The sequence below is a fragment of the Kitasatospora sp. NBC_01560 genome, assembly GCF_045208415.1.
In the GTDB taxonomy this organism is placed as follows: Bacteria; Actinomycetota; Actinomycetes; order Streptomycetales; family Streptomycetaceae; genus Kitasatospora.
Genome location: NZ_CP109364.1, coordinates 3,379,930 through 3,399,664 on the forward strand (window position 1 = coordinate 3,379,930; position 19,735 = coordinate 3,399,664).

Sequence of the window (19,735 nt, forward strand, 5' to 3'; positions counted from 1 at the left end):
AATCGGCGGGCCGGAGCAGCGGGCAGGGCGGCACAAGTCAGGCTCTGTACCACGTGGTTGACGGTCCGGGCCGGTGGCCGACGGCTCACCGGCGACCGGCGATCGGCCACCGGTCAGAGTGTGAGCATCGGTTTGATCTCCGCGTACGTCCGCTCGCCGATGCCGCTCACCTGCCGGAGCTGGTCCAGCGCGCGGAACGATCCGTGGGAGACGCGGAACGCAAGGATGCGCTGGGCGAGCGTCGGGCCGACGCCCGGGAGAGTGTCGAGCTGTTCGAGGGTGGCGTGGTTCAGACTGACCGGTTGTCTCGGTGCAGACGCCGCGGCCGGGCCGGCGCCGGTGCCTGCCCCGCCCACCGGCGGCGCGGCGGACTCGCCGACCAGGATCTGCTCGCCGTCCGCCAGCACCCTGGCCAGGTTGAGGTTCTTGGTATCGGTCTCGGGCAGCGGGCCACCCGCCACCCGGAGCGCGTCCGCCACCCGGGAGCCGCCGGGCAGGGTGTGGACGCCGGGCGAGTGCACCCGGCCGCCGATGTCGACCACCACCACGGGGCTCGCCTCCGGTCCACTCGCGGTGCCGGCGCCACTTGCACCGCCCGCGCCCGGGGGCCCGGGGCCGGCGCCGGGCTCCGACGGCGCCGGGCCGCTCACTCCCGGCTCCACGGGGGCGCCTGCCACCGCGGGCACCTCGACCGGCCGCGGCCGGGCCAGCCAGAAGTGCTGCACGCCGTAGCCGACCGCGAGCAGCAGCAGGACGACCAGCCCCAGGACCGCCCGCCGGTCGAGCATCACCGCCGGTCCGAACCGGAGTCCGGACCGGACCGGCTGCGCGCGCACCACGCTGTCACCGGTCTCGTCGTCACCCACCACCGTGCCGAACGGCAGCTCCGGTCGAGCCGCCTCGGCGAGTGGTCCGGGCGACGGTCGGCGCACCGGCCGGGCCGACCCACCGGTGGTCGAAGGCCCGTCCGCACCGGCGGCCCCGTCGGCCAGACCCTCAGCCGGGCCGACCGCTCCCTCCGCCGCTCCCCCAACCGGCCCTTCGACCGGCCCTTCGACTGGCCCGTCGGCCGGTCCGGCCCCGGCCGGCAGCAGGACCGCCATGCGCAGGCGGGCAGTGTCGCTGATCTCCTGGCGCCTCGTCGCGCCGAACTTCAGGCTCGTCATGCCGAGCATGGTAGGAGCCGCCGGGCGCGGCGGGGAGATTCAGCTAAACCCTGTGGAAAACCCGGGGGTTGTGGATAAATCAGGTCACCCGTACGAGGGATTCGAGCACATCGAAGTTGACCACCGGTCACCCGGACCGGTCACCCGGAGCGCCGGCTCGGGCGGCCGCGCCTCACCGCGGTGAGACCACCACCGCCAGCAGTCCGGGCCCGACGTGCGCACCGATCACCGCGCCGACCTCACCCACGTAGAGCTCCCGCAGCCCGGGGATCCGCCGCCGCAGCCGCTCCGCGAGCGGCTCGGCCCGCTCCTCCGCCGCAAGGTGGTGAACGGTGACGTCCACCTCCAGCTCCGCCGCCCGCTCGACCGCGATCTCCTCCAGCCGGGCGATCGCCCGGGACGCCGTCCGCACCTTCTCCAGCGGTTCGATCCGCCCGCCGTCCAGGTGCAGCAGCGGCTTCACCGCCAGGGCCGACCCGAGCAGCGCCCGCGCCGCGCCGATCCGGCCGCCGCGCCGCAGGTACTCAAGCGTGTCCACGTAGAAGAATCCGCTGGTCAGCCCGGTCCGCCGGGTGGCCGCCGCGGCCGCCTCGGCCGCCTCCCGACCCGCCGCGATCGCCTCGGCCGCCGCCAGGACGCCGTACCCGAGGGCCATACCGACCAGCCGGCTGTCCACCACGTGCACCGGGACGGGCGCCTCGCCCGCCGCGAGCCGGGCCGCCTCGACCGTGCCGGACAGCTCACCGGAGATGTGCACCGAGACGATCTCCCGGGCGCCCGCGTCGGCGGCCGCCCGGTAGGCGGCGGCGAAGGTCTCGGGGTTGGGCCGCGAGGTGGTCACCCGCTCCTTGCCCCGAAGCGCCTCGGCCACATCCTTGGGGGAGATCTCCAGGCCCTCGGCGAACACCGTGTCACCGACCGCGACGCTCAGCGGGACCACGGTGATGCCGTGGCGGTCGAGGGTCTCCTGTGGCAAATAGGCCGTGGAGTCGGTGACAAGCGCGAGGTCGGCGGGCATGAGGCGGAGGTTACCCCGCACCCGCCGTGGATGACAGCGCCCGAACCGGGGCGGCCACGGGGTCCGTACGCTCCGTACGCCCACCCCACCGGGACCGGCCGAACGGACCGGCCGCGGACCGACCCCGAACCGACCCCGGACCGACCTAGCGGATGTACCGGATGCACCGGACGGCGGACGCAGCCGGTCGGTCAGCCCGCGGACGATCCGGTCGACGGCTTCCGCAGCCGGTCCGCCAGCCGCACCAGCGGATCGGCCAGGCCCAGCAGCTCCTCGGCGCTCGGCCGCCCCTTCCCGTCGGTCAGCCCGGCCCGCTGCGCGTGCTCCCGGCCGGCCGCCGCACCCGAGGCGGCCCCGGGCGCACCCGAAGCTCCCGAGGCCCCGTTGAAGGCCCCGGCGGCGGGCCCGGCACCCCCCGGGACGGCGTTCCCCGACGCGTCCCAGTGCCTGAGCGCCCCGGCCTCGCTCTCGCACTCCTGGCTGAGCCGGCTCAGCTCGTCGTCCGCGAAGCGGTGCATGCGGTCCTGGGCGGCCCAGCGCATGGTTTCGGCGGAGTGGGTGATCCGCTCGGCCCGCTCGCGCAGTTCGGGCAGCTTGGCGGCGATCCGCCCGGCGTCCGGCTCGCGCTCCAGGATCCGCAGCTCGCCGTCCAGTTCCGTCGCGTGGGCGTCCAGCCGCCGCAGCAGGGCGAGCGACTCGCCGAGCTGGCCGTCCTGGGCCAGCCCGCTCTCCAGGACCTGGCGGGTGCCGTCGAGCGAGGTCCGCAGCCGGAGCCGGACGGCCGAGATCTGACCCTGCGGGCCGGGCTTGGTGAAGGTCTTCGCCTTGAGCGCGGCGTTCTCCACAGCGCGCCGGGCATTGGCCTCGTGGCGCTCCATCTTCTCGCCGACCGACCGCGCCGCCTTGACGACGCCGACGACGACCAGCGCCACCATCGCGATCCCGAAGAGCAGGGCCAGGCCGACCATCACGCCGAGCACGTCCATCACGAGCCACCTTCCGCCAGCCGAACCAGCCCCTACCGGCCCCAACGCGGACCGAACCACCGACAGTTCCACCGTAACGGCCGGACCGCTCCCGGGGGCAGGGCAAAAGGGGCTCCGCCGCCGAGATCAGGGACAGATCGGGGATCTCCCCCAGAAGAAGCCCGGCCCGCAGCCCACCCGGCCCGCCCGGCCCGCCATCCGGCGGCCCGCCCGGTACACCCACCACTCCCGTCCGAAGGAGGGCGTACGAGGAGGGCGTACGAAACAGGGCGTACGAAGCAGGGCGGGCGCCCCGAAGGACGCCCGCCCGTACGCTCCGGCACCGTGACTTCCGGCGCCTACCGGCACTCAGCCGTCAGCCGTGTCAGCCGGTGACGATGTTCACCAGCTTCGGCGCCCGCGCGATCACCTTGCGCACCGGCGCGTCCCCGATCGCGGCGACGACCGCCGGGTCGGCCAGCGCCAGCGCCTCCAGCTCGGCGTCGGAGATCGACGGCGCGACCTCCAGCCGGGCCTTGACCTTGCCCTTGATCTGCACGACGCAGGTCACCGTCTCGTCCACGACGTACGCCGGGTCGGCCACCGGGTAGTCGGTGTGCGCCAGCGACTCGCCGTGGCCCAGCCGGCGCCACAGCTCCTCGGCGATGTGCGGGGCCAGCGGGGCGACGATCAGCACCAGCTGCTCGGCCACCGCGCGCGGCGTGGAACCGCGCTTCACCAGGAAGTTGTTCAGCTCGATCGCCTTGGCGACGGCCGTGTTGAAGCGCAGCCCGGCCATGTCGCCGCGGATGCCGTCGACGGCCTTGTGCAGCGCGCGCAGCGTCGCCTCGTCGGGCTCCTCGTCCGTGACGACCAGCTCGCCGGTCGACTCCGAGACGACGTTGCGCCACAGCCGCTGCAGGAAGCGGTACGAGCCGACCACCGCGCGGGTGTCCCAGGGGCGGGAGACGTCCAGCGGGCCCATCGACATCTCGTACAGGCGCAGCGTGTCGGCGCCGTACTCGTCGGCGATCTCGTCGGGGGCGACGGCGTTCTTCAGGGACTTGCCCATCTTGCCGGCCTCGCGCTTGACCGGCTCGCCCTGCCAGACGTAGCCGCCGTCGCGCTCCTCGACCTCGGTGGCGGGCACCGGGAAGCCCCGCTCGTCACGGTAGACGTCCGCGGTGATCATGCCCTGGTTGAACAGCTTGTGGAACGGCTCGACCGAGGCGACGTGGCCCAGGTCGTGCAGCACCTTGTGCCAGAACCGGGCGTACAGCAGGTGCAGCACGGCGTGCTCGGCACCGCCGACGTACAGGTCGGCGCCGCCGGCCGGCTTCTGCTCGGTCGGGCCCAGCCAGTACTTCTCGTTGGCGGGGTCGACGACGCGCGAGCCGTTGGTCGGGTCGATGTAGCGCAGCTCGTACCAGCACGAACCGGCCCAGTTGGGCATGGTGTTGGTCTCGCGGCGGTAGGTCTTCGGGCCGTCGCCCAGGTCCAGCTCGACGTTGACCCAGGCCTCGTTGCGCGACAGCGGGGTCTTCGGCGAGGAGGTGGAGTCGAACGGGTCGTAGGTGTGCGGCGAGTAGTCCTCCACCTCGGGGACCTCGACCGGCAGCATCGACTCGGGCAGCGCGTGCATCACGCCGTCCTCGTCGTAGACGATCGGGAAGGGCTCGCCCCAGTACCGCTGGCGGCTGAACAGCCAGTCGCGCAGGCGGTAGTTGACGGTGCCCTCGCCGATGCCGTGCTCGCTCAGCCAGGCGGTGACGGCGGCCTTGGCGTCGACGACGCCCAGGCCGTCCAGCGAGATGCCGTCCGGGGTGCCCGCGTCGTGCGCCGAGTTGACGATCACCGAGTCGTAGGTGTCGAACGCGTCGTCCCACTGCGCCGGGTCGGCGCTGCGGCCGTCGGTCGGCCGGACGACGCAGCGCATCGGCAGGCCGAAGGCGCGCGCGAAGGCGAAGTCGCGGTGGTCGTGGGCGGGGACGGCCATGATGGCGCCGGTGCCGTAGCCCATCAGCACGTAGTCGGCGATGAAGACCGGGACGGGCTCGCCGCTGACCGGGTTGACCGCGTGGGCGCCGGTGAAGACGCCGGTCTTGACCTTGGCCTCGACCTGGCGCTCGACGTCCGACTTGGCGGCGGCGGTGGCCCGGTAGGCGGCGACGGCCTCGGCGGGGGTGGCGGCACCGCCGGTCCACTCCTCCTTGGTGCCGGCGGGCCAGGCGGCGGGGACGATCGAGTCGACCAGGCCGTGCTCGGGGGCCAGCACCATGTAGGTGGCGCCGAACAGGGTGTCGGGGCGGGTGGTGAAGACGGTGATCTTCTCGTCGGAGCCGACCGCGAAGTCGACCCGGGCGCCCTCGGAGCGGCCGATCCAGTTGCGCTGCTGCAGCTTGATGGCCTCGGGCCAGTCCAGCATGTCCAGATCGGAGATCAGCCGGTCCGAGTAGGCGGTGATCCGCATCATCCACTGGCGCAGGTTGGACTTGAACACCGGGAAGTTGCCGCGCTCGGAGCGGCCGTCCGCGGTGACCTCCTCGTTGGCCAGCACGGTGCCCAGGCCGGGGCACCAGTTGACCGGCACCTCCTTGGCGTAGGCCAGCCGGTACTCGCCCAGCGCCTCGTCACGCTCGGCGGCGGTCAGCGACTCCCAGGCACGGCCGTCGGGGGTCGCGCGGGTGCCGGACTCGAACTGGGCGATCAGCTCGGTGATCGGACGGGCCTTGCCGGCCTCCTGGTCGAACCAGGAGTTGAAGATCTGCAGGAAGATCCACTGGGTCCAGCGGTAGTACTCCGGGTCGATCGTGGCGATCGAGCGACGCGGGTCGTGGCCCAGGCCCAGGCGGCGCAGCTGGCGGCGCATGTTGACCATGGCCGCCTCGGTGGTGATCCGCGGGTGCTGGCCGGTGGCGACGGCGTGCTGCTCGGCGGGCAGGCCGAAGGCGTCGTAGCCCAGCGTGTGCAGCACGTTGTGGCCGGTCATCCGCTGGTAGCGGGCGTAGACGTCGGTGGCGATGTAGCCCAGCGGGTGGCCGACGTGCAGGCCCGCGCCCGAGGGGTACGGGAACATGTCCATGATGAAGCTGTGCGGCCTCGCGGCGACGTCGCCGGCGGCCGGATCGGCCAGGTCACCGACCGGGTTGGGGGCCTGGAAGGTCCCCTCCTTCTCCCAGATGTCCTGCCAGCGGGACTCGATCTCCGCCGCCAGGTTGGCGCTGTACCGGAACGGCTCGGTTGCGGCCTCGGCCGCGCCGGAAGCAGGGGTCGTCTCGCTCATGGTCCTTCGGGCTCCATCGATGTCAGTTGGCGAACCGGGCCGGTGACCGGACAGGTGACCGGGCAGGTGACCGAACGGGTCCCGGCTGCGGACGGCCGGGGGCGGCCGGAGCGGCCGGGCGGTTGCGGAAAGGCGGTGGAAAACAAAAAAGCCCCTCGCAGGAGGGGGTGCCACGCCGACTCCGACAGCCGCCCGAGAGCGGGGCCGGTCCTGGTCAGCGCGGCCGGCTAAGGAGCAGGCGCACGGTTCGCATGGGCTCAGGGTACCGCAAGGGCATCAGGCCTCTCCCGGCAATACCGCGCGGGAGGCCGCGTCGAAGTCGCGCAGTGCCCGGGCGACCCGCTCGGACTGCATGCCGGCGGCCAGCGCCCGGGCCCGGTCGGCGGTGGCGGCGGCCTCCCGGTGACGGCCGGCGCGGCACTGGGAGTCGGCCAGCCGGACCATCAGCAGGGCCCTGGCCCGGGCCCGGCCGGGGCCGAGACCGGCGACCGCCCGCGCGAGCAGCGGACGGGCCTGCCGGTGGTCGCCGAGAAACAGGTACCCCTCCCCCACCATGCCCGCGAGGTCCGCCCACGCCTCCCCCGCCCCGGCGGGCTCCGCCTGCGCCACCACCTGCCCCGCCTGCCCCGCCTCCCCGACGACGCCCGGCTCCCCGGCCTCGCCCGGTTCCCCGACCGCCCCGACCGCCCCGGCCGCGCCCGGCTCCCCGACCGCGCCCAGCTCCGCGAAGGCCCGCTCGGCCGCCGCCCGCACGAGGTCGGGCTCACCCCGCCGTCCGTACGCCCGGGCGATCCGCCCGAGCTGGAGCGCCCGGTCGGCCGGGCCGAGTGCGTCCCCGGCCGCCTCCAGCGCCCCGACGAGCGCGCCGACCGCGTCCAGCCCCCGCCCGCCGGCGCTCTGGGTGGCCAGCACCACCAGGGAGCCGACCACGCCCACGCCGAGCCGCCGGTCCCCGCTGACGTGCGCGGCCCGCAGCGCGGCCACGAAGGCCCGCTGGGCGGCCGCCTCGTGGCCGAGGTCGTACGCGGCCCAGCCGGCCAGCCGGGCGAACCGGGCGGCCGTGCCGTAGAGCGCGCGGCCGAGCTGCTCGTCGTACTCACCGAGCTCCAACAGCTTCGCGACCAGGGCCAGTTCGGCGCGGGCCGCGCCGAGCACCAGCCCGCCGCCACAGGCGCGCTCCAGGCGCAGCTTGCTCCGGTGGGAGAGCCGGAGGTCGCCGACCAGGCCGGGGTCGATCCGCAACGCGCCCTCGCCACCGCCGACCGCCGGCGGCGGGGTGGCCAGCCGCCGGGCGGCCCCGTCGAGGTCGGCGCCGCGGAACAGGTCGGTGAGGCGGACCGGACCGGCGTCGGTGGCGGCCTCGCGCAGCGCGGTCTGCGCGGTGTCGGCCGTCCACGCGTCGGTGAGCAGGTGCGGCGAGAGGATCTTGGCGCCCCGGTTGCCGCCCATCCGGCCCCACAGCTGCTCGTAGGTGACGGCGATGCCGAGGGTGCGGCCGAGCACCTCGCAGACGGCCTGGTCGTGCGGGCTGCGCGGCACCATGCCCCGGTCGCGCCACTTGTACGGGGCGGTGGAGCTGATCGCCAGGCCGGGCGGGAGGGTGAGGTTCACTTCGCGGGCGAGGCGCTCCGGGTTCCAGCCCAGCTGGTGCAGTATCCGGGCCAGCTCCTCGTTTCGTCTGCGCTCCAGATCGGCCATGGCACGACGGTAGCGGCCGGCCGGGGGCGGCTGCCGAGCGCTTCCCGAAAACGGGCCGCCCGACACCGGCCACCGCTCCGGCCACCGACCCGGCAACCCGGCAACCCGCGACACACGAACCACGAACCACGGAAACGCCGAAGGCCGCCTCCCTGTACGGGAGACGGCCTTCGATTCCTGTGGAGCTACGGGGAATTGAACCCCGGACCTCTTGCATGCCATGCAAGCGCTCTACCAACTGAGCTACAGCCCCTCGACCTGCGTTGTCACCGGAGGTTTCCTTCGGTTTCCCTCGGCGACATCGACTACTTTACACGCTCGAAGGGGTGCTCCACGAATCCGTTACCGGAGGTACCTCCGGCAGCGGCCAAGCACGGCTCACCGCCCCACGCGCACCCCCACCCCCGGGCCCCGTCGCCCCGCCCCTGCGCCCCGCGCGCCGCACCGCCCCCCGCCGGCCCGGCGCCCGGGCCGCTACCCGGCCGAGCGCCGGGCACGGGCGGCGAAGACCGCGGCGACCGCGATGGCCCCGGCGATCACGACCGTGGTCACCAGCAGCGCGTGCCCGGAGTCGCGGGCCGTCGACGGGAGGTCGGTGGCACCGAGGAAGACCGAGCCGAGCACCGCCACCCCGACCACCTGGCCGAACTGGACGACCGTCACCATCACCCCGCTGGCGTCCGCCGCATCGGCCTGGGCCACCCCGGCCAGCGCCCGGGCGAACAGCGGCGAGTACGAGCAGCCCGCGATCAGCCCGAGCACCGTCATCAGCACCAGCGCCATCGTGCCGATCTCCGCACCGTCGCCCAGCAGCACGCCGAGCGACAGGTAGCCGGGGGCGAGCAGGGCGGCGGCCAGCAGCGGCAGGACGCCGTGCAGCCGGCCGGGCAGCCGGTGCCAGCGCAGGCTGGAGAGGCCGAAGCCGATCGCGACCGGGGCCGAGCAGAGGCCGGCCCGCAGGGCGTCGTGTCCGAGGCCGGCCTGCTGGTGCAGGGCGAAGGCGAACAGGAATCCCGCGAAGGCCGCCATGATCATGAAGATCGCGCCGGCCGCCGGACGCAGCCCGGGCGCCGCCAGGACGCGGCCGGAGATCAGCGGGCTGCCGCCGCGCCGGGCGATCCGCCGCTCCACCACCACGAACAGGCCGAACAGCACCGCGCTGGCGGCGAGCATCGCCCAGCCCCAGACGGGCCAGCCCAGTTCGTGGCCGAGCACCAGCGGCACCACCAGCAGGCCCAGGGCCGCGCCGAGCACCACCAGGCCCGGCAGGTCGAAGCCGCGGTCCCGGTCGCCGGGCAGGCGCGGCAATAGCCGGGCGCCGGCGGCCAGCAGGGCCAGGCCGATCGGCACGTTGACCAGGAAGACCGGGCGCCAGCCCGTCCCGAACAGGTCGGCGTCGACCAGCACCCCGCCGAGCACCTGGCCGATCGCCATGCCGCCGGCCAGCACGCCCGAGTAGAGCCCGAGTGCGCGGGTCCGGGCCGTGCCGGTGAAGGTCCGCTGCAGCAGGCTCATCACCTGGGGCACCATCAGCGCCGAGCCGGCACCCTGGAGCAGCCGGAAGGCGATCAGCCAGCCGGTGGCCGGGGCGAGGCCGCAGGCCAGCGAAGCGGCGGTGAAGGCGGCCAGGCCGGCCTGGAACAGCCGGCTGTAGCCGTGGCGGGCGCCCAGCCGGGCGCCGGTGATCAGCAGCACCGCGTAGGCGATGGTGTAGCCGGCGATGACCATCTGGAGTGCGGCGCCGGAGGCGTGCAGGTCGGTGCGGATGGTCGGGACGGCGACGTTGACGATCGAGACGTCGAGGATGGCCATGAACTGGCCGCAGAGAACGAGGGCGAGGAGCAGTCCGGGTCGTACCGCCCGGGTCGGGGTACCGCTGCCGACCGCGGCGGGCCGGGTCTGAAGGTCCGTCATGCGTCCAGCCTCGCCGCTGCCCGGTACTGGTGGTTAGAGCCTGGTGATCCTGGTACCGGCAGCACCTGTTTGCGGTCCGGGGTCTGCGGCACGATGGCGTGATGACCGTCCTGGACGACATCGGCCACACCGCCCGCACCCCGGCGCGCCGCAAGAACCACCCGGCCCTCAAGGACCCCGACAATCACACGGGCCTCAAGGCGGACATGGACCTCACGACCCCCGCGGACCGAAAGGACCGCAGGGACCACAGGGACCGCCGCCGGACCGAGCTGGCCAGGTTCCTGAAGGCCTGCCGGGCCCGGGTGACCCCGGAGGACGTCGGCCTGCCGCCGGGGCTGCGCCGCCGCACTCCGGGGTTGCGCCGCGAGGAGGTGGCGCAGCTCGCCGGGGTCGGGGTCACCTGGTACACGTGGCTGGAGCAGGGGCGGCCGATCAACGCCAGCGAGCAGGTGCTGCTGGCGGTGGCCCGGGCGCTGCGGCTGGACGGCACGGAGCGCGAGCACCTGTTCCGGCTCGCCGGGGTGTCCTCCGCCGCACTGGCGGCGCAGCCCGACCCCCCGGTGCTGGACCCGTCCACCCAGGTCATCCTCGACGCGCTGGCGCCGCTGCCGGCCGCGGTCTCCAACACCCGGTTCGACGTGCTGCTGTACAACCGGCCGTACGAGTCGCTGTTCGGCACCAACCGGATGAGGACGGACAGCGGGCAGTTCAACAGCATCTGGTGCACCCTGCTCGCGCCGCCGTGCTGCAACCCCTTCCTGAACCGGGACGAGGCGCTGCCGCGGATGGTCGCGGTGCTGCGTTCCGCGTACGGCAAGCACGTGGGCGAGCCGGCCTGGGAGGAGCACGTCCAGAAGCTGTCGGCGCGCAGCGAGCTGTTCCGGGAGCTGTGGGAGCGCCAGGAGGTGGCGCCGCCGGTGACGTGGCTGCGGGTGTTCAGGCACCCGAAGGTCGGGGCGCTGCGGCTGAACGCCTCGTACCTGACGATGCCCGGGGTGCCCGAGACGTACGTGGTGGTCTACGTGCCGGAGGGCCCGGAGGACCGCGCGCGGATCGAGGAGCTCGCCACGCTGCCGCCGGGTGGCTGGCTGAACCCCTGCCACGAGTACGGCGCCGGGGCCTGACGGTACGGCGCCCCCGGCCGCCCGCAGCACGGGTACGCCACCGCCGGAGGGCGCCACCCGCCGGAAGGCCGGAGCACCGAAACGCCGGAGGACCGAAACGCCGGAGGACCGAAACGCCGGAAGGCCGCCACCCGGTGGGTGACGGCCTTCTCGCGGTCTGTGGAGCTACGGGGAATTGAACCCCGGACCTCTTGCATGCCATGCAAGCGCTCTACCAACTGAGCTACAGCCCCGCGACACGCACGGTCCTCGCGGACCGCAGGTGCGGAGTGGAGCTACGGGGAATTGAACCCCGGACCTCTTGCATGCCATGCAAGCGCTCTACCAACTGAGCTACAGCCCCGCACTCACCGGATTTCCCGCTTCCCTTCCGGGCCGCGTTCCCTCCGTGCGAACGAGCAAAACTCTAACTGGTCAGGCCCGGAACTGCGAAATCCACCCCGTGGACCACTCGGCCGCCGCCGGCCGGCACCGCTCGGGAGGCGCCGTCCGGCGCTGCCCGGGCCGCCGTCCGGCGCGGCTCAGGTGTCGTCGCCGATCACCGGCTGGGGCAGGGTGCCGGCGTTGTGCTCCAGCAGGCGCCAGCCGCGCGCGCCCCGGCCCAGGACGGACCAGCAGCAGTTCGACAGGCCGCCGAAGCACTCCCAGAGCGCGGGATCCAGGCCGAGCAGCTGTCCGAGCATGGTGCGGATGGTCCCGCCGTGGCTGACCACCACCAGGGTGCCGTTCTCCGGAAGTTTCTCGACGGCTTCGAGCACCACCGGCACGGAGCGCTCGGCCACCTCGGTGGAGAGTTCGCCCCCGCCGCGGCGGACCGGCTCGCCCTGCGCCCAGGCCGCGTACTCCTCGGGGAAGCGCGCGCGGATCTCGGCGTTGGTGAGGCCCTGCCAGGTGCCGGCGTACGTCTCCCGGAGCCCCTCGTGGTGCTGCACGTCCAGACCGGTGATCCTGGCCAGTTCGTCGGCGGTGCGCCGGGCGCGCTGGAGGTCCGAGGAGATCAGCAGGTCGGGCCGCAGGCCGGAGAGCAGCCGGGCCGCCCGCTGGGCCTGCAGGACGCCCTGGCCGGTCAGCTCGATGTCCGTGGTGCCCTGGAACCGCGATTCGAGGTTCCAGGAGGTCTGGCCGTGCCGCCAGAAGACGATGCGCGGACCCCGCGCGTCCCGGCTCAGCTGTAGTCCTCGGCGCCGAAGTTGTCGGCCGGGGCGACCTCGGCCGGGGTGATGGCGTTGCCGGCCTCGTCGGTGTGCGCGTCGGGGCGGTTGCGCGAGGCGAGCGCGTCGGCCGGCAGCGGCAGCTCGGGGCAGTCCTTCCAGAGGCGGTCCAGCGAGTAGAAGGAGCGCTCCTCCGCGTGCTGGACGTGCACGACGATGTCCAGGTAGTCGAGCAGGATCCAGCGGCCGTCGCGCTCGCCCTCGCGGCGCACCGGCTTGATGTCCAGCTGCTCGCGCAGCTGGTCCTCGATCTCCTCGGCGATCGACTTGACCTGGCGGTCGTTGTTCGCGGAGGCGATCAGGAAGGCGTCGGTGATCGACAGCACCTCGCTGACGTCGAACGCAATGATGTTGTGCGCCAGCTTGTCGGCCGCCGCCTGGGCGGCGACGTTGATGAGTTCCTGGCTGTGCTCGGTGGCGGTCACGATGTTCTTCCGGCTCGTCGGCTTGGGGGCGAGCCCGGCCGTGGCCGGGCATCGCCTTCCAGGATCTCACGCCGCCCGGGCGGCCCCGGAACCGTTTTCCGGGACCGCCACCCTGCCGCCGTGTCGCGGCCCTGCCGCCACCTCGTCGCCGTCCGCGACAGCCGGCCGCCACAGCCGTCCACCGCGGCCCCGCGCCCACCGCAGCCGCCCGCAGCCCGCCTGCGGCCGCCCTGCGGCTCCGCAGCCCGCTACTGGGCCTTCGGCGGCTGGTAGTCCTTGCCGAGGACGACCAGCAGGTCGGCGTTCTGCGCGTCGGTGACCTTCTTCGCCGCCGTCTCCGGCAGGTTGAGGCTGAGCGCGAGGGACTTCGCCGCGGCCTGCCGGGCGTCGTCGGTGTAGCGGATCTCACTGGTCGCCTGGGGCGTCGCCTTGGCCCCGCCGGGGATGAACGTCAGGCCCGCGTTGACCACCTGGACCTGCGCGGCGGCCGCCGACTGGTCGTTGCCGGTGGCGTCCTGGATGGCGACCCGGGCCGGGGTGTCGCCGGCGGCGGCGGCCTTCACGGTGCCGCCCAGCACGTCCTTGACCTGCTTGCCGGCGGTCGCCTCGTCCAGCGAGCCGTCCGGCTTGACGGTCAGCGCGGTGGTGCCGAGGTGGCTCTCCTTGGCCTGCTGGGCCAACTGGACGAGCACGCCGGCCAGCGCGTCCTCCGGCAGCGACGGGTCGAGCACCGCGTTCATGCGGTGCACGTCGTCCTTGGCGTCCTTGAACTCGGTCGGCATGGTGCGCACCACCGCGTCCATCACCTGGCCGAACCGGGCCAGCTGGGCGTCCCGGTTCTCGCCCGCCGCCTGCAGCGTCGCGTAGCCGACCGCCGCCTTTCCGCTCAGCAGGGTGTTCTTGCCGGCCGCGGCGAGCAGCTTGCCGTCCGGCTTGCCGCCTTCGTGGGTCTCGGCGTTGGTGTCGACCCGGACGCCGCCGAGCTGGGCGACGAGCAGTTCGAGGTAGGGGGTGTCCAGCCGCCAGGTGCCCGCCACCGGGGCTCCCAGCACGGTGGTCAGACCGTCCCGGGTGGCCGACGGGCCGATGGCGTCCATCGCCTGGCCGACGGTGGTGACCGGCGGGTCGGCCGGACCGGGCAGCCGGAGGGTGTCTGGCAGCAGCAGCACGGTGCCCTTGTGCCCGGCGGCGTCGTTGACCAGCAGCGCGCTGGAGACCTTGCCCTGGAGGTCGCGCAGGTGCACCACGTTGACCTGGCGCGGGCCGGCCGCGGCCGCCGCGTTCGGCTTGTCCCCGCCGGTGAACCAGAGGTAGCCGCCGGTGCCGGCGGCCGCGACGGCCAGCACCGCGCCGGCGGCGATCAGCCGGCTGCGCAGCCTGCGGCGGCGTTCGGCGCGCACCTCGCTGCGGGACTCGGCGAACTTCAGCCAGTCGATGACGTCCTCGGTCTCCTCCGCCTCCTCGTCGACGAAGGTGAACTCACCGGTGGTGTAGGAGTCCTTGGGCGCCTTGCCGGCACCGGCGCCGGCCCGGGCCGTGCGGCCCCCGCCGACCTGCTCGGACGGCGGCTCGGGGCGGACCGGCGGCTCGGCGGCGGCCGGCCGGGGCGCGCGCGGGCGCGGCGGGGCCGGGGCCGGGGCCGCCGGCTCGGCCTCGGGGCCGGTGACCACCGGCTGCGGGGCGGTGGCGTACTGCTGCGGCTCCTCGTACGGCCGGTAGCCCTGCTGGTACTGCTCCTGCACCTGGCCCTGGGTATGTCCCTGGCCCCGGCCATCGCCGTAGCCGCCCGGCTGCTGGTACGCCTGCGGGAGGGGCTGGCCGTAGTGGTCGTACTGCTGCTGCTCGTACGGCTGCTCGTAACCGCCCGGCTGCGGCTGCTCGTACGGCCGGTAGCCCTGCTGGTACTGCTCCTGCACCTGGCCCTGGGTGTGCCCCTGACCCTGGCCCTGGCCCTGGTGGGCGCCGTAGCCGTCCTGCCCGTACGGCTGCTGCACCGGCTGTCCGTACTGGTCGTACTGCCCGTACTGCTCGTACGGCTGCTCGTACGGCTGCTCGTACGGCTGCTCGTAACCGCCCTGCACCGGCTGCCCGTACTGGTCGTACTGGTCGTACTGCTGACCCGGCTGCTGCCCGTGCTGCGGGTACTGCCCGGTGGACCAGTCGTCCTGCGGTCCCCTGCGCTCGCTCATCCGTCGGCCCTTCCGGGGATCAGGTCCGGTTCGGCGCGTAGAGCGCCCGCTTGTCGATGTAGCGGACCACGCCGTCCGGGACGAGGTACCAGACCGGCTCGCCCTTGGCGACCCGGTTGCGGCAGTCCGTGGACGAGATGGCCAGCGCGGGGACCTCCACCAGGGAGACCCCGCCCACCGGGAGTCCGGCGTCCGAAAGAGTGTGCCCCGGCCGGGTGCAGCCGATGAAGTGGGCGAGCGAGAAGAGTTCCTCGGAGTCCCGCCAGGAGAGGATCTGGGCGAGCGCGTCGGCGCCGGTGATGAAGAAGAGGTCGGCGTCCGGGTGCAGGGCGCGCAGGTCGCGCAGGGTGTCGACGGTGTAGGTCGGGCCCTTGCGGTCGATGTCGATCCGGCTGACCGAGAACTGCGGGTTCTCCGCGGTGGCGATGACCGTCATCAGGTAGCGGTCCTCGGCCGGCGTGACGTGCCGGTCGGTCTTCTGCCAGGGCTGCCCGGTCGGCACGAAGACCACCTCGTCCAGGTGGAACGCGCTCGCCACCTCGCTGGCGGCGACCAGGTGTCCGTGGTGGATCGGGTCGAAGGTGCCGCCCATGACGCCGAGGCGCTTCTTCACCGGTGCCGGTCCGCCGGAACTCCCGGCCTGCTCTCCCATGCCGCCACACCTTACGCGACGCCCGTTACGGTGCGGGAACGCCCGGGTGCGGGCCTGCGGGCGCCCGGTGCAGACCTCGCGGAACCACCGTGCAGACCTCGCGGTCCCCCGGTGCAGACCTCGCGGAACCCGGGTGCGTACGGCGCGGGCCCCGGGCCCGGGGCCGGCCCCGGACATGCGTGGGGGAGCGGCCGGCGCGGCTGCCGGACGCTCCCCGAGCAGCCTCGGAGCCCGGCTCAGCGGTCCCGGTTGAAGCGGGTGGTCACGTAGAGCAGCAGCAGCAGGATGAACAGCGCGGCGCCACCCGTCAGGTACGGGTTGAGGCTGTCGTGGTTGCCCCCCTCACCCTCGGAGGCGAGCAGGTTCAGGACGGGAAGTGCGGCGGCAGTGCTCATGGTCGGCGGACCTTCTCGGCTCGGATGACGGACCAGGGGGTGTACGGGCCGGTGAGGGCCCACCCGTCATCGTACGGGGGGTTACACCGCAACCGCTCGGCGGCCCACTGCGTCTGATCCGGCGTGAGCCGGACCGGTCGGAGCGAGGGGGTGCCGAACGGGAGCGAGCGAGGTGCCGAACGCCGCAGGGGCGGTCACGGGGGGCCGGTCGGTACGGGCTCAGCTGTTGCGGCCGGCCCGCAGCAGGACCCAGGCCAGCAGACCCACGCCGACGAACGAGGCGACCACGATGATCCGCAGGAAGAGCCCCGGACCGTTCTCCGTGGAGATCGGGCCGGCCAGGCTGACAAGGGCGTCGGTGGACATCTGCGGGCTCCTCGGACTGCTCGGTACCGCGGCCAGGTCTGGTCTCGGCTTTCCAGGACATTCAGGGTAGACCGGCCTCACATCCGCGCCGCCCACCGCCCCCTCGGGGTGCGTCCGCGCCGCCCCCTCGGGTCGCGTCCGCGCCGCCGCCGCAGGGGCCCGGGGACGAGTACGCGGGCACGGACGTTGCACAGGCAGTCGTTGCAGGCGAACACCAGCGGGGGCCGGCCACCGGCCGGGGCCGCCGTCGACCAGGAGGGTACCCACACCATGACCGACACCACCGCGAAGGCCCCCAGCCGGCGCCGCCAGCGCTTCCCGGAGATCTCCACCCGGGCCTGGGAGCACCCGGCGGACCGCTCGGCGCTGGTCGCGCTGCGCAAGCTGACCGGCTTCGACGACGTGCTGAAGAAGCTCGCCGGCCTCGTCTCCGAGCGCTCGATCCGGCTGATGTTCCTGGCCACCGCCGTGAAGACCTCCGAGCGGCAGTTCCCCGAGCTGTACAACATGGTGCGCGACGCCGCGTACGTGCTGGACCTCGACAAGGTCCCGGAGCTCTACGTCAGCCAGGACCCGACGGTCAACGCGTACTGCATCGGCATCGACACGCCGGTCATCGTGGTCACCAGCGGCCTGGTCGAGCTGCTGGACGAGGAGGAGCTGCGTTCCGTCATCGGCCACGAGGTCGGGCACGCGATGTCCGGCCACGCCGTCTACCGGACGATGCTGCTGGTCCTCACCAACATCGCCGCCCGGATCGCCTGGGTGCCGCTGGGCAACCTGGCCATCATGGCGATCGTCACCGCGCTCAAGGAGTGGTTCCGCAAGGCCGAGCTCTCCAGCGACCGCGCCGGACTGCTCGCCGGGCAGGACCTCCAGGCGTCCATGCGGGCCCTGATGAAGCTCGCCGGCGGCCACAACCTGGCCGAGATGAACGTCGACGCGTTCCTGGAGCAGGCCGCGGAGTACGAGAAGGCGGGGGACCTCCGCGACGGCGTGCTCAAGCTGCTCCAGGTGCTGCCGCAGAGCCACCCGTTCGCGGTGGTGCGGGTCGCGCAGCTGAAGAAGTGGGCGGAGAGCGACGAGTACCGCTCGGTCCTGGCCGGTGCCTACCCGCGTCGCACCGACGACGCCGAGACCTCCGTGGGCGACCAGTGGAAGGCCGCCGCCGACCACTACACGACCTCGGTGAAGGAGAGCAAGGACCCGCTGATGGGCCTGATCCGGGACGTCGCCGGCGGTGCGGCCACGGTCGGCGGCAAGCTGCGCGACACCTTCACCGGCGCCGGCCGCACCAACGGCTCCGGCAGCTCGGGCAACGGCAACGGCACCGCCTCGGGCAACGGCAACGGCAACGGCTCCGGGTCCCGCGACGCGGACTGATCCCGTTCGACAGGAGCCGGCCCCGCCCGGCCCCGCCCGTGCGACGGCCCCCGGCACCCGCCGGGGGCCGTCGGCGCTCCCGGGGCGCACCGGGCCGCGGCACCGACGGACGCACGCACGGGTCAGGACGGCCCCGGGGCGGCGGCAGGTGCCCCGGACGGGCTCAGCCCGCCAGCACCCCGCAGACCTGCCAGGCCGGCCGGGCGTGGTTGCCCGGGTCGACCGCCGTCGGTGCGGGTGCCGTCGCGGCGTCCGCCCCGGCCAGGACCGGCTGGACGGCGGCGGCCAGCGAGCCGGCGCACGGCACCGGTCCGGCCTGCAGCACCGAGTCCACCAGCCGCAGCTGGGCGGAGGCCAGGTCGACCCGGTCGAACTGGAAGGTCAGCTGCCGGCGCACGGTCTCCAGCGTCACCGGGGCGCCGCTCGCCGCCCCGGCCTGCTTCAGCGCGTAGACGAAGGTGTGGTCGGTGGTGACCTGCAGCGTTCCGCCGTCGGCCTCGTCGATCCGCATCGCACCGGCCACCTTCACGCTGTCGGCCGCCAGCGCGACCTGCGCCGGGTCGAAGCGGACCAGCCAGCCGGTCAGCGCGTGGTGGCGATCGTCGACCGGCTGGGCCACGCTCGCATCGAACTGGGCCTGCTCGCCGGGTGTCACGAAGGCCCGCACCTCGGCGGTGGCGCCCTGGACGAGGGTCGCCGGATCCAGCGAGGAGGCCACCAGGTACCGCTGGACGGTGTCCAGCGCCTTGGTCACCTCGACCCTGCTGAAGTGCTCGGTGGCCGCTCCGGTGGGCGTGCCGAGGCCGATCGCGCCGTCACCGTAGCCGGCCGGCAGCGCGGCGAACGGGGCGGCCGGGTCGGTGACCGGCCGGACCGCCGAAGCCGGGCTCAACGCCACCAGGCTGACGGTCAGTTGGCTGCCCTCCGGACGGATGGCCTGCCGGTTCGGCGAGCTGATGCCGAAGTACACGGCGGCCCCGAAGGCCAGCAGGATCAGCAGCAGCAGTGCGAGCGCCTGCCGCGGCACGGTGCCCAGCGGACCGAGCCGCACCCGCTGGCGGGTCGCCCGGCCGAACGAGCCGGCCAGCCGCTCCCGGGCGGACAGCTCCTGGATCCGGGCAGCCCGGACGAAGGATTCGTCGAAGACGACGGACCGGTATTCGTCATCGTTTCCGGAACCACCGTCGGGCGTACCCTCCGGAGGCTCTCGCGGGTCACCCATGAGACCAGGGTAAGGCGGATCCGGGCCCCGCCACGAGGGCACGGACGCACATTCCCGGGGACGCACCGCGACCGCCCGCCCCGGGGCGCACCACCCCCAGCGGATCAGCCCGCCGGCGCGGTGACCACGAGGGACGGCTCGGCCGGTGCGGGCGCCGGATCGGCCCCCACACTGCTGCTGCCGGACTCGGGCCGCCGGGGCGTACCACCGCCGGCTCCGCCCACGCCCTGGTAGACCGCCGCGACCGCCACCGCGACCAGGCTCACGCCCATGATCAGGGCCAGCACCCAGGCCACCGGCCGGTGCCAGCGCTGCTGGGCGACGTGGCGCCCGCGCGGCGCCCGCACCGGGTCGAAGCCGCCGGAGCGGCCCCACCGGCGGGTCCGGCGCCCGGCCGCCCGGCCGGGGCCCGACCACGGGTCGGGGTAGAGGCGGTCGTCGTCCAGCCCGCTCGGGTACGACCGCAGCTCCAGCGGGAGCCCGTCACCGATCGGGACGTCATAGCCCCAGCCCGTCACCGTCGCGTCCGGTTCGAACCGGGCCTCGGCAGCGGCGAGCTGCCGCTCCTTGGCCGTCGGCTCGTGCACGGCGGCGGAACGGACGAAGGCCTCATCGAAGACCACGGTGGCGAACTCGTCGTCCGCACCACCGTGGTCGGCGCCGTCGGGGTACGGCAAGCCCCCCACATCCTCAGCCACGGATTCAGCGTATTACCGGGCGG

The 19,735-nt window shown here is 73.9% G+C and carries 16 protein-coding genes and 3 tRNA genes; 2 read left to right on the forward strand and 17 right to left on the reverse strand.

Going from position 1 to position 19,735, the window contains the following annotated elements; genetic code table 11:
* Nucleotides 1-113 precede the first annotated feature (113 nt).
* The 7 genes from OH807_RS14515 to OH807_RS14545 all read right to left on the reverse strand — a co-directional run bounded on the left by OH807_RS14515 (nucleotide 114) and on the right by OH807_RS14545 (nucleotide 10,044).
* Nucleotides 114-1,166 carry a helix-hairpin-helix domain-containing protein gene (locus OH807_RS14515; protein ID WP_406198482.1) on the reverse strand — a complete coding sequence of 351 codons (1,053 nt, stop codon included), beginning with the start codon at nucleotides 1,164-1,166 and terminating at the stop codon, nucleotides 114-116.
* Nucleotides 1,167-1,338: 172 nt separating this feature from the next.
* Nucleotides 1,339-2,184: a DegV family protein gene (locus OH807_RS14520; protein ID WP_406198484.1), complete on the reverse strand. Its 846-nt coding sequence runs from the start codon at nucleotides 2,182-2,184 to the stop codon at nucleotides 1,339-1,341.
* A 191-nt stretch (nucleotides 2,185-2,375) separates the two neighbouring features.
* Nucleotides 2,376-3,170: a hypothetical protein gene (locus OH807_RS14525; RefSeq protein WP_406198485.1), complete on the reverse strand. Its 795-nt coding sequence runs from the start codon at nucleotides 3,168-3,170 to the stop codon at nucleotides 2,376-2,378.
* A gap of 364 nt (nucleotides 3,171-3,534) precedes the next feature.
* A complete protein-coding gene (gene leuS / locus OH807_RS14530) occupies nucleotides 3,535-6,432 on the reverse strand; it encodes a leucine--tRNA ligase (RefSeq protein ID WP_406198487.1) in 2,898 nt (965 codons plus the stop codon).
* Nucleotides 6,433-6,708: 276 nt separating this feature from the next.
* Entirely contained in the window at nucleotides 6,709-8,130 is a 1,422-nt protein-coding gene (locus OH807_RS14535) for a hypothetical protein (protein WP_406198488.1), read from the reverse strand.
* Between the two features lie 180 nt (nucleotides 8,131-8,310).
* Nucleotides 8,311-8,383: transfer RNA gene (locus OH807_RS14540), tRNA-Ala, on the reverse strand.
* Nucleotides 8,384-8,604: 221 nt separating this feature from the next.
* Entirely contained in the window at nucleotides 8,605-10,044 is a 1,440-nt protein-coding gene (locus OH807_RS14545) for an MFS transporter (protein ID WP_406198489.1), read from the reverse strand.
* Between the two features lie 101 nt (nucleotides 10,045-10,145).
* Here OH807_RS14545 and OH807_RS14550 point away from each other — a divergent pair, with 101 nt between their 5' ends.
* On the forward strand, nucleotides 10,146-11,171 hold the full coding sequence (locus OH807_RS14550) for a helix-turn-helix transcriptional regulator (RefSeq protein WP_406198491.1): 1,026 nt from the start codon (nucleotides 10,146-10,148) through the stop codon (nucleotides 11,169-11,171).
* A 160-nt stretch (nucleotides 11,172-11,331) separates the two neighbouring features.
* Here the strand turns inward: OH807_RS14550 and OH807_RS14555 are convergent.
* The 8 genes from OH807_RS14555 to OH807_RS14590 form a co-directional block, all read right to left on the reverse strand.
* A tRNA-Ala gene (locus OH807_RS14555) sits at nucleotides 11,332-11,404 on the reverse strand.
* Between the two features lie 37 nt (nucleotides 11,405-11,441).
* A tRNA-Ala gene (locus OH807_RS14560) sits at nucleotides 11,442-11,514 on the reverse strand.
* Nucleotides 11,515-11,692: 178 nt separating this feature from the next.
* Nucleotides 11,693-12,340, reverse strand: a complete 648-nt coding sequence (locus tag OH807_RS14565) for a histidine phosphatase family protein (protein ID WP_406210980.1) — start codon at nucleotides 12,338-12,340, stop codon at nucleotides 11,693-11,695.
* Nucleotides 12,337-12,807 (reverse strand): ribosome silencing factor, encoded by a 471-nt coding sequence (rsfS, locus tag OH807_RS14570; protein ID WP_406198492.1) that lies wholly within the window; start codon nucleotides 12,805-12,807, stop codon nucleotides 12,337-12,339. The genes OH807_RS14565 and rsfS overlap by 4 nt, the downstream gene beginning before the upstream one ends.
* Before the next feature lie 248 nt (nucleotides 12,808-13,055).
* Nucleotides 13,056-14,996 carry a LytR C-terminal domain-containing protein gene (locus OH807_RS14575; protein ID WP_406198494.1) on the reverse strand — a complete coding sequence of 647 codons (1,941 nt, stop codon included), beginning with the start codon at nucleotides 14,994-14,996 and terminating at the stop codon, nucleotides 13,056-13,058.
* A gap of 19 nt (nucleotides 14,997-15,015) precedes the next feature.
* Entirely contained in the window at nucleotides 15,016-15,648 is a 633-nt protein-coding gene (gene nadD / locus OH807_RS14580) for a nicotinate-nucleotide adenylyltransferase (RefSeq protein WP_406198496.1), read from the reverse strand.
* Between the two features lie 236 nt (nucleotides 15,649-15,884).
* Nucleotides 15,885-16,043, reverse strand: coding sequence for a hypothetical protein (locus tag OH807_RS14585; RefSeq protein ID WP_329487613.1), 159 nt, complete (start codon nucleotides 16,041-16,043; stop codon nucleotides 15,885-15,887).
* Nucleotides 16,044-16,262: 219 nt separating this feature from the next.
* Entirely contained in the window at nucleotides 16,263-16,409 is a 147-nt protein-coding gene (locus OH807_RS14590; protein WP_406198499.1) for a hypothetical protein, read from the reverse strand.
* A gap of 270 nt (nucleotides 16,410-16,679) precedes the next feature.
* On the opposite strand from OH807_RS14590, the gene OH807_RS14595 reads away from it, so the two are divergent.
* Nucleotides 16,680-17,792 carry a M48 family metallopeptidase gene (locus OH807_RS14595; protein ID WP_406198501.1) on the forward strand — a complete coding sequence of 371 codons (1,113 nt, stop codon included), beginning with the start codon at nucleotides 16,680-16,682 and terminating at the stop codon, nucleotides 17,790-17,792.
* A gap of 163 nt (nucleotides 17,793-17,955) precedes the next feature.
* Here OH807_RS14595 and OH807_RS14600 read toward each other — a convergent pair whose 3' ends face one another.
* Together OH807_RS14600 and OH807_RS14605 are read right to left on the reverse strand one after the other, a co-directional pair.
* Nucleotides 17,956-19,014: a hypothetical protein gene (locus OH807_RS14600; RefSeq protein WP_406198504.1), complete on the reverse strand. Its 1,059-nt coding sequence runs from the start codon at nucleotides 19,012-19,014 to the stop codon at nucleotides 17,956-17,958.
* 104 nt (nucleotides 19,015-19,118) lie between these two features.
* Complete coding sequence (locus OH807_RS14605) at nucleotides 19,119-19,712, reverse strand: hypothetical protein (RefSeq protein ID WP_406198507.1); 594 nt, start codon at nucleotides 19,710-19,712, stop codon at nucleotides 19,119-19,121.
* Nucleotides 19,713-19,735: the final 23 nt, after the last annotated feature.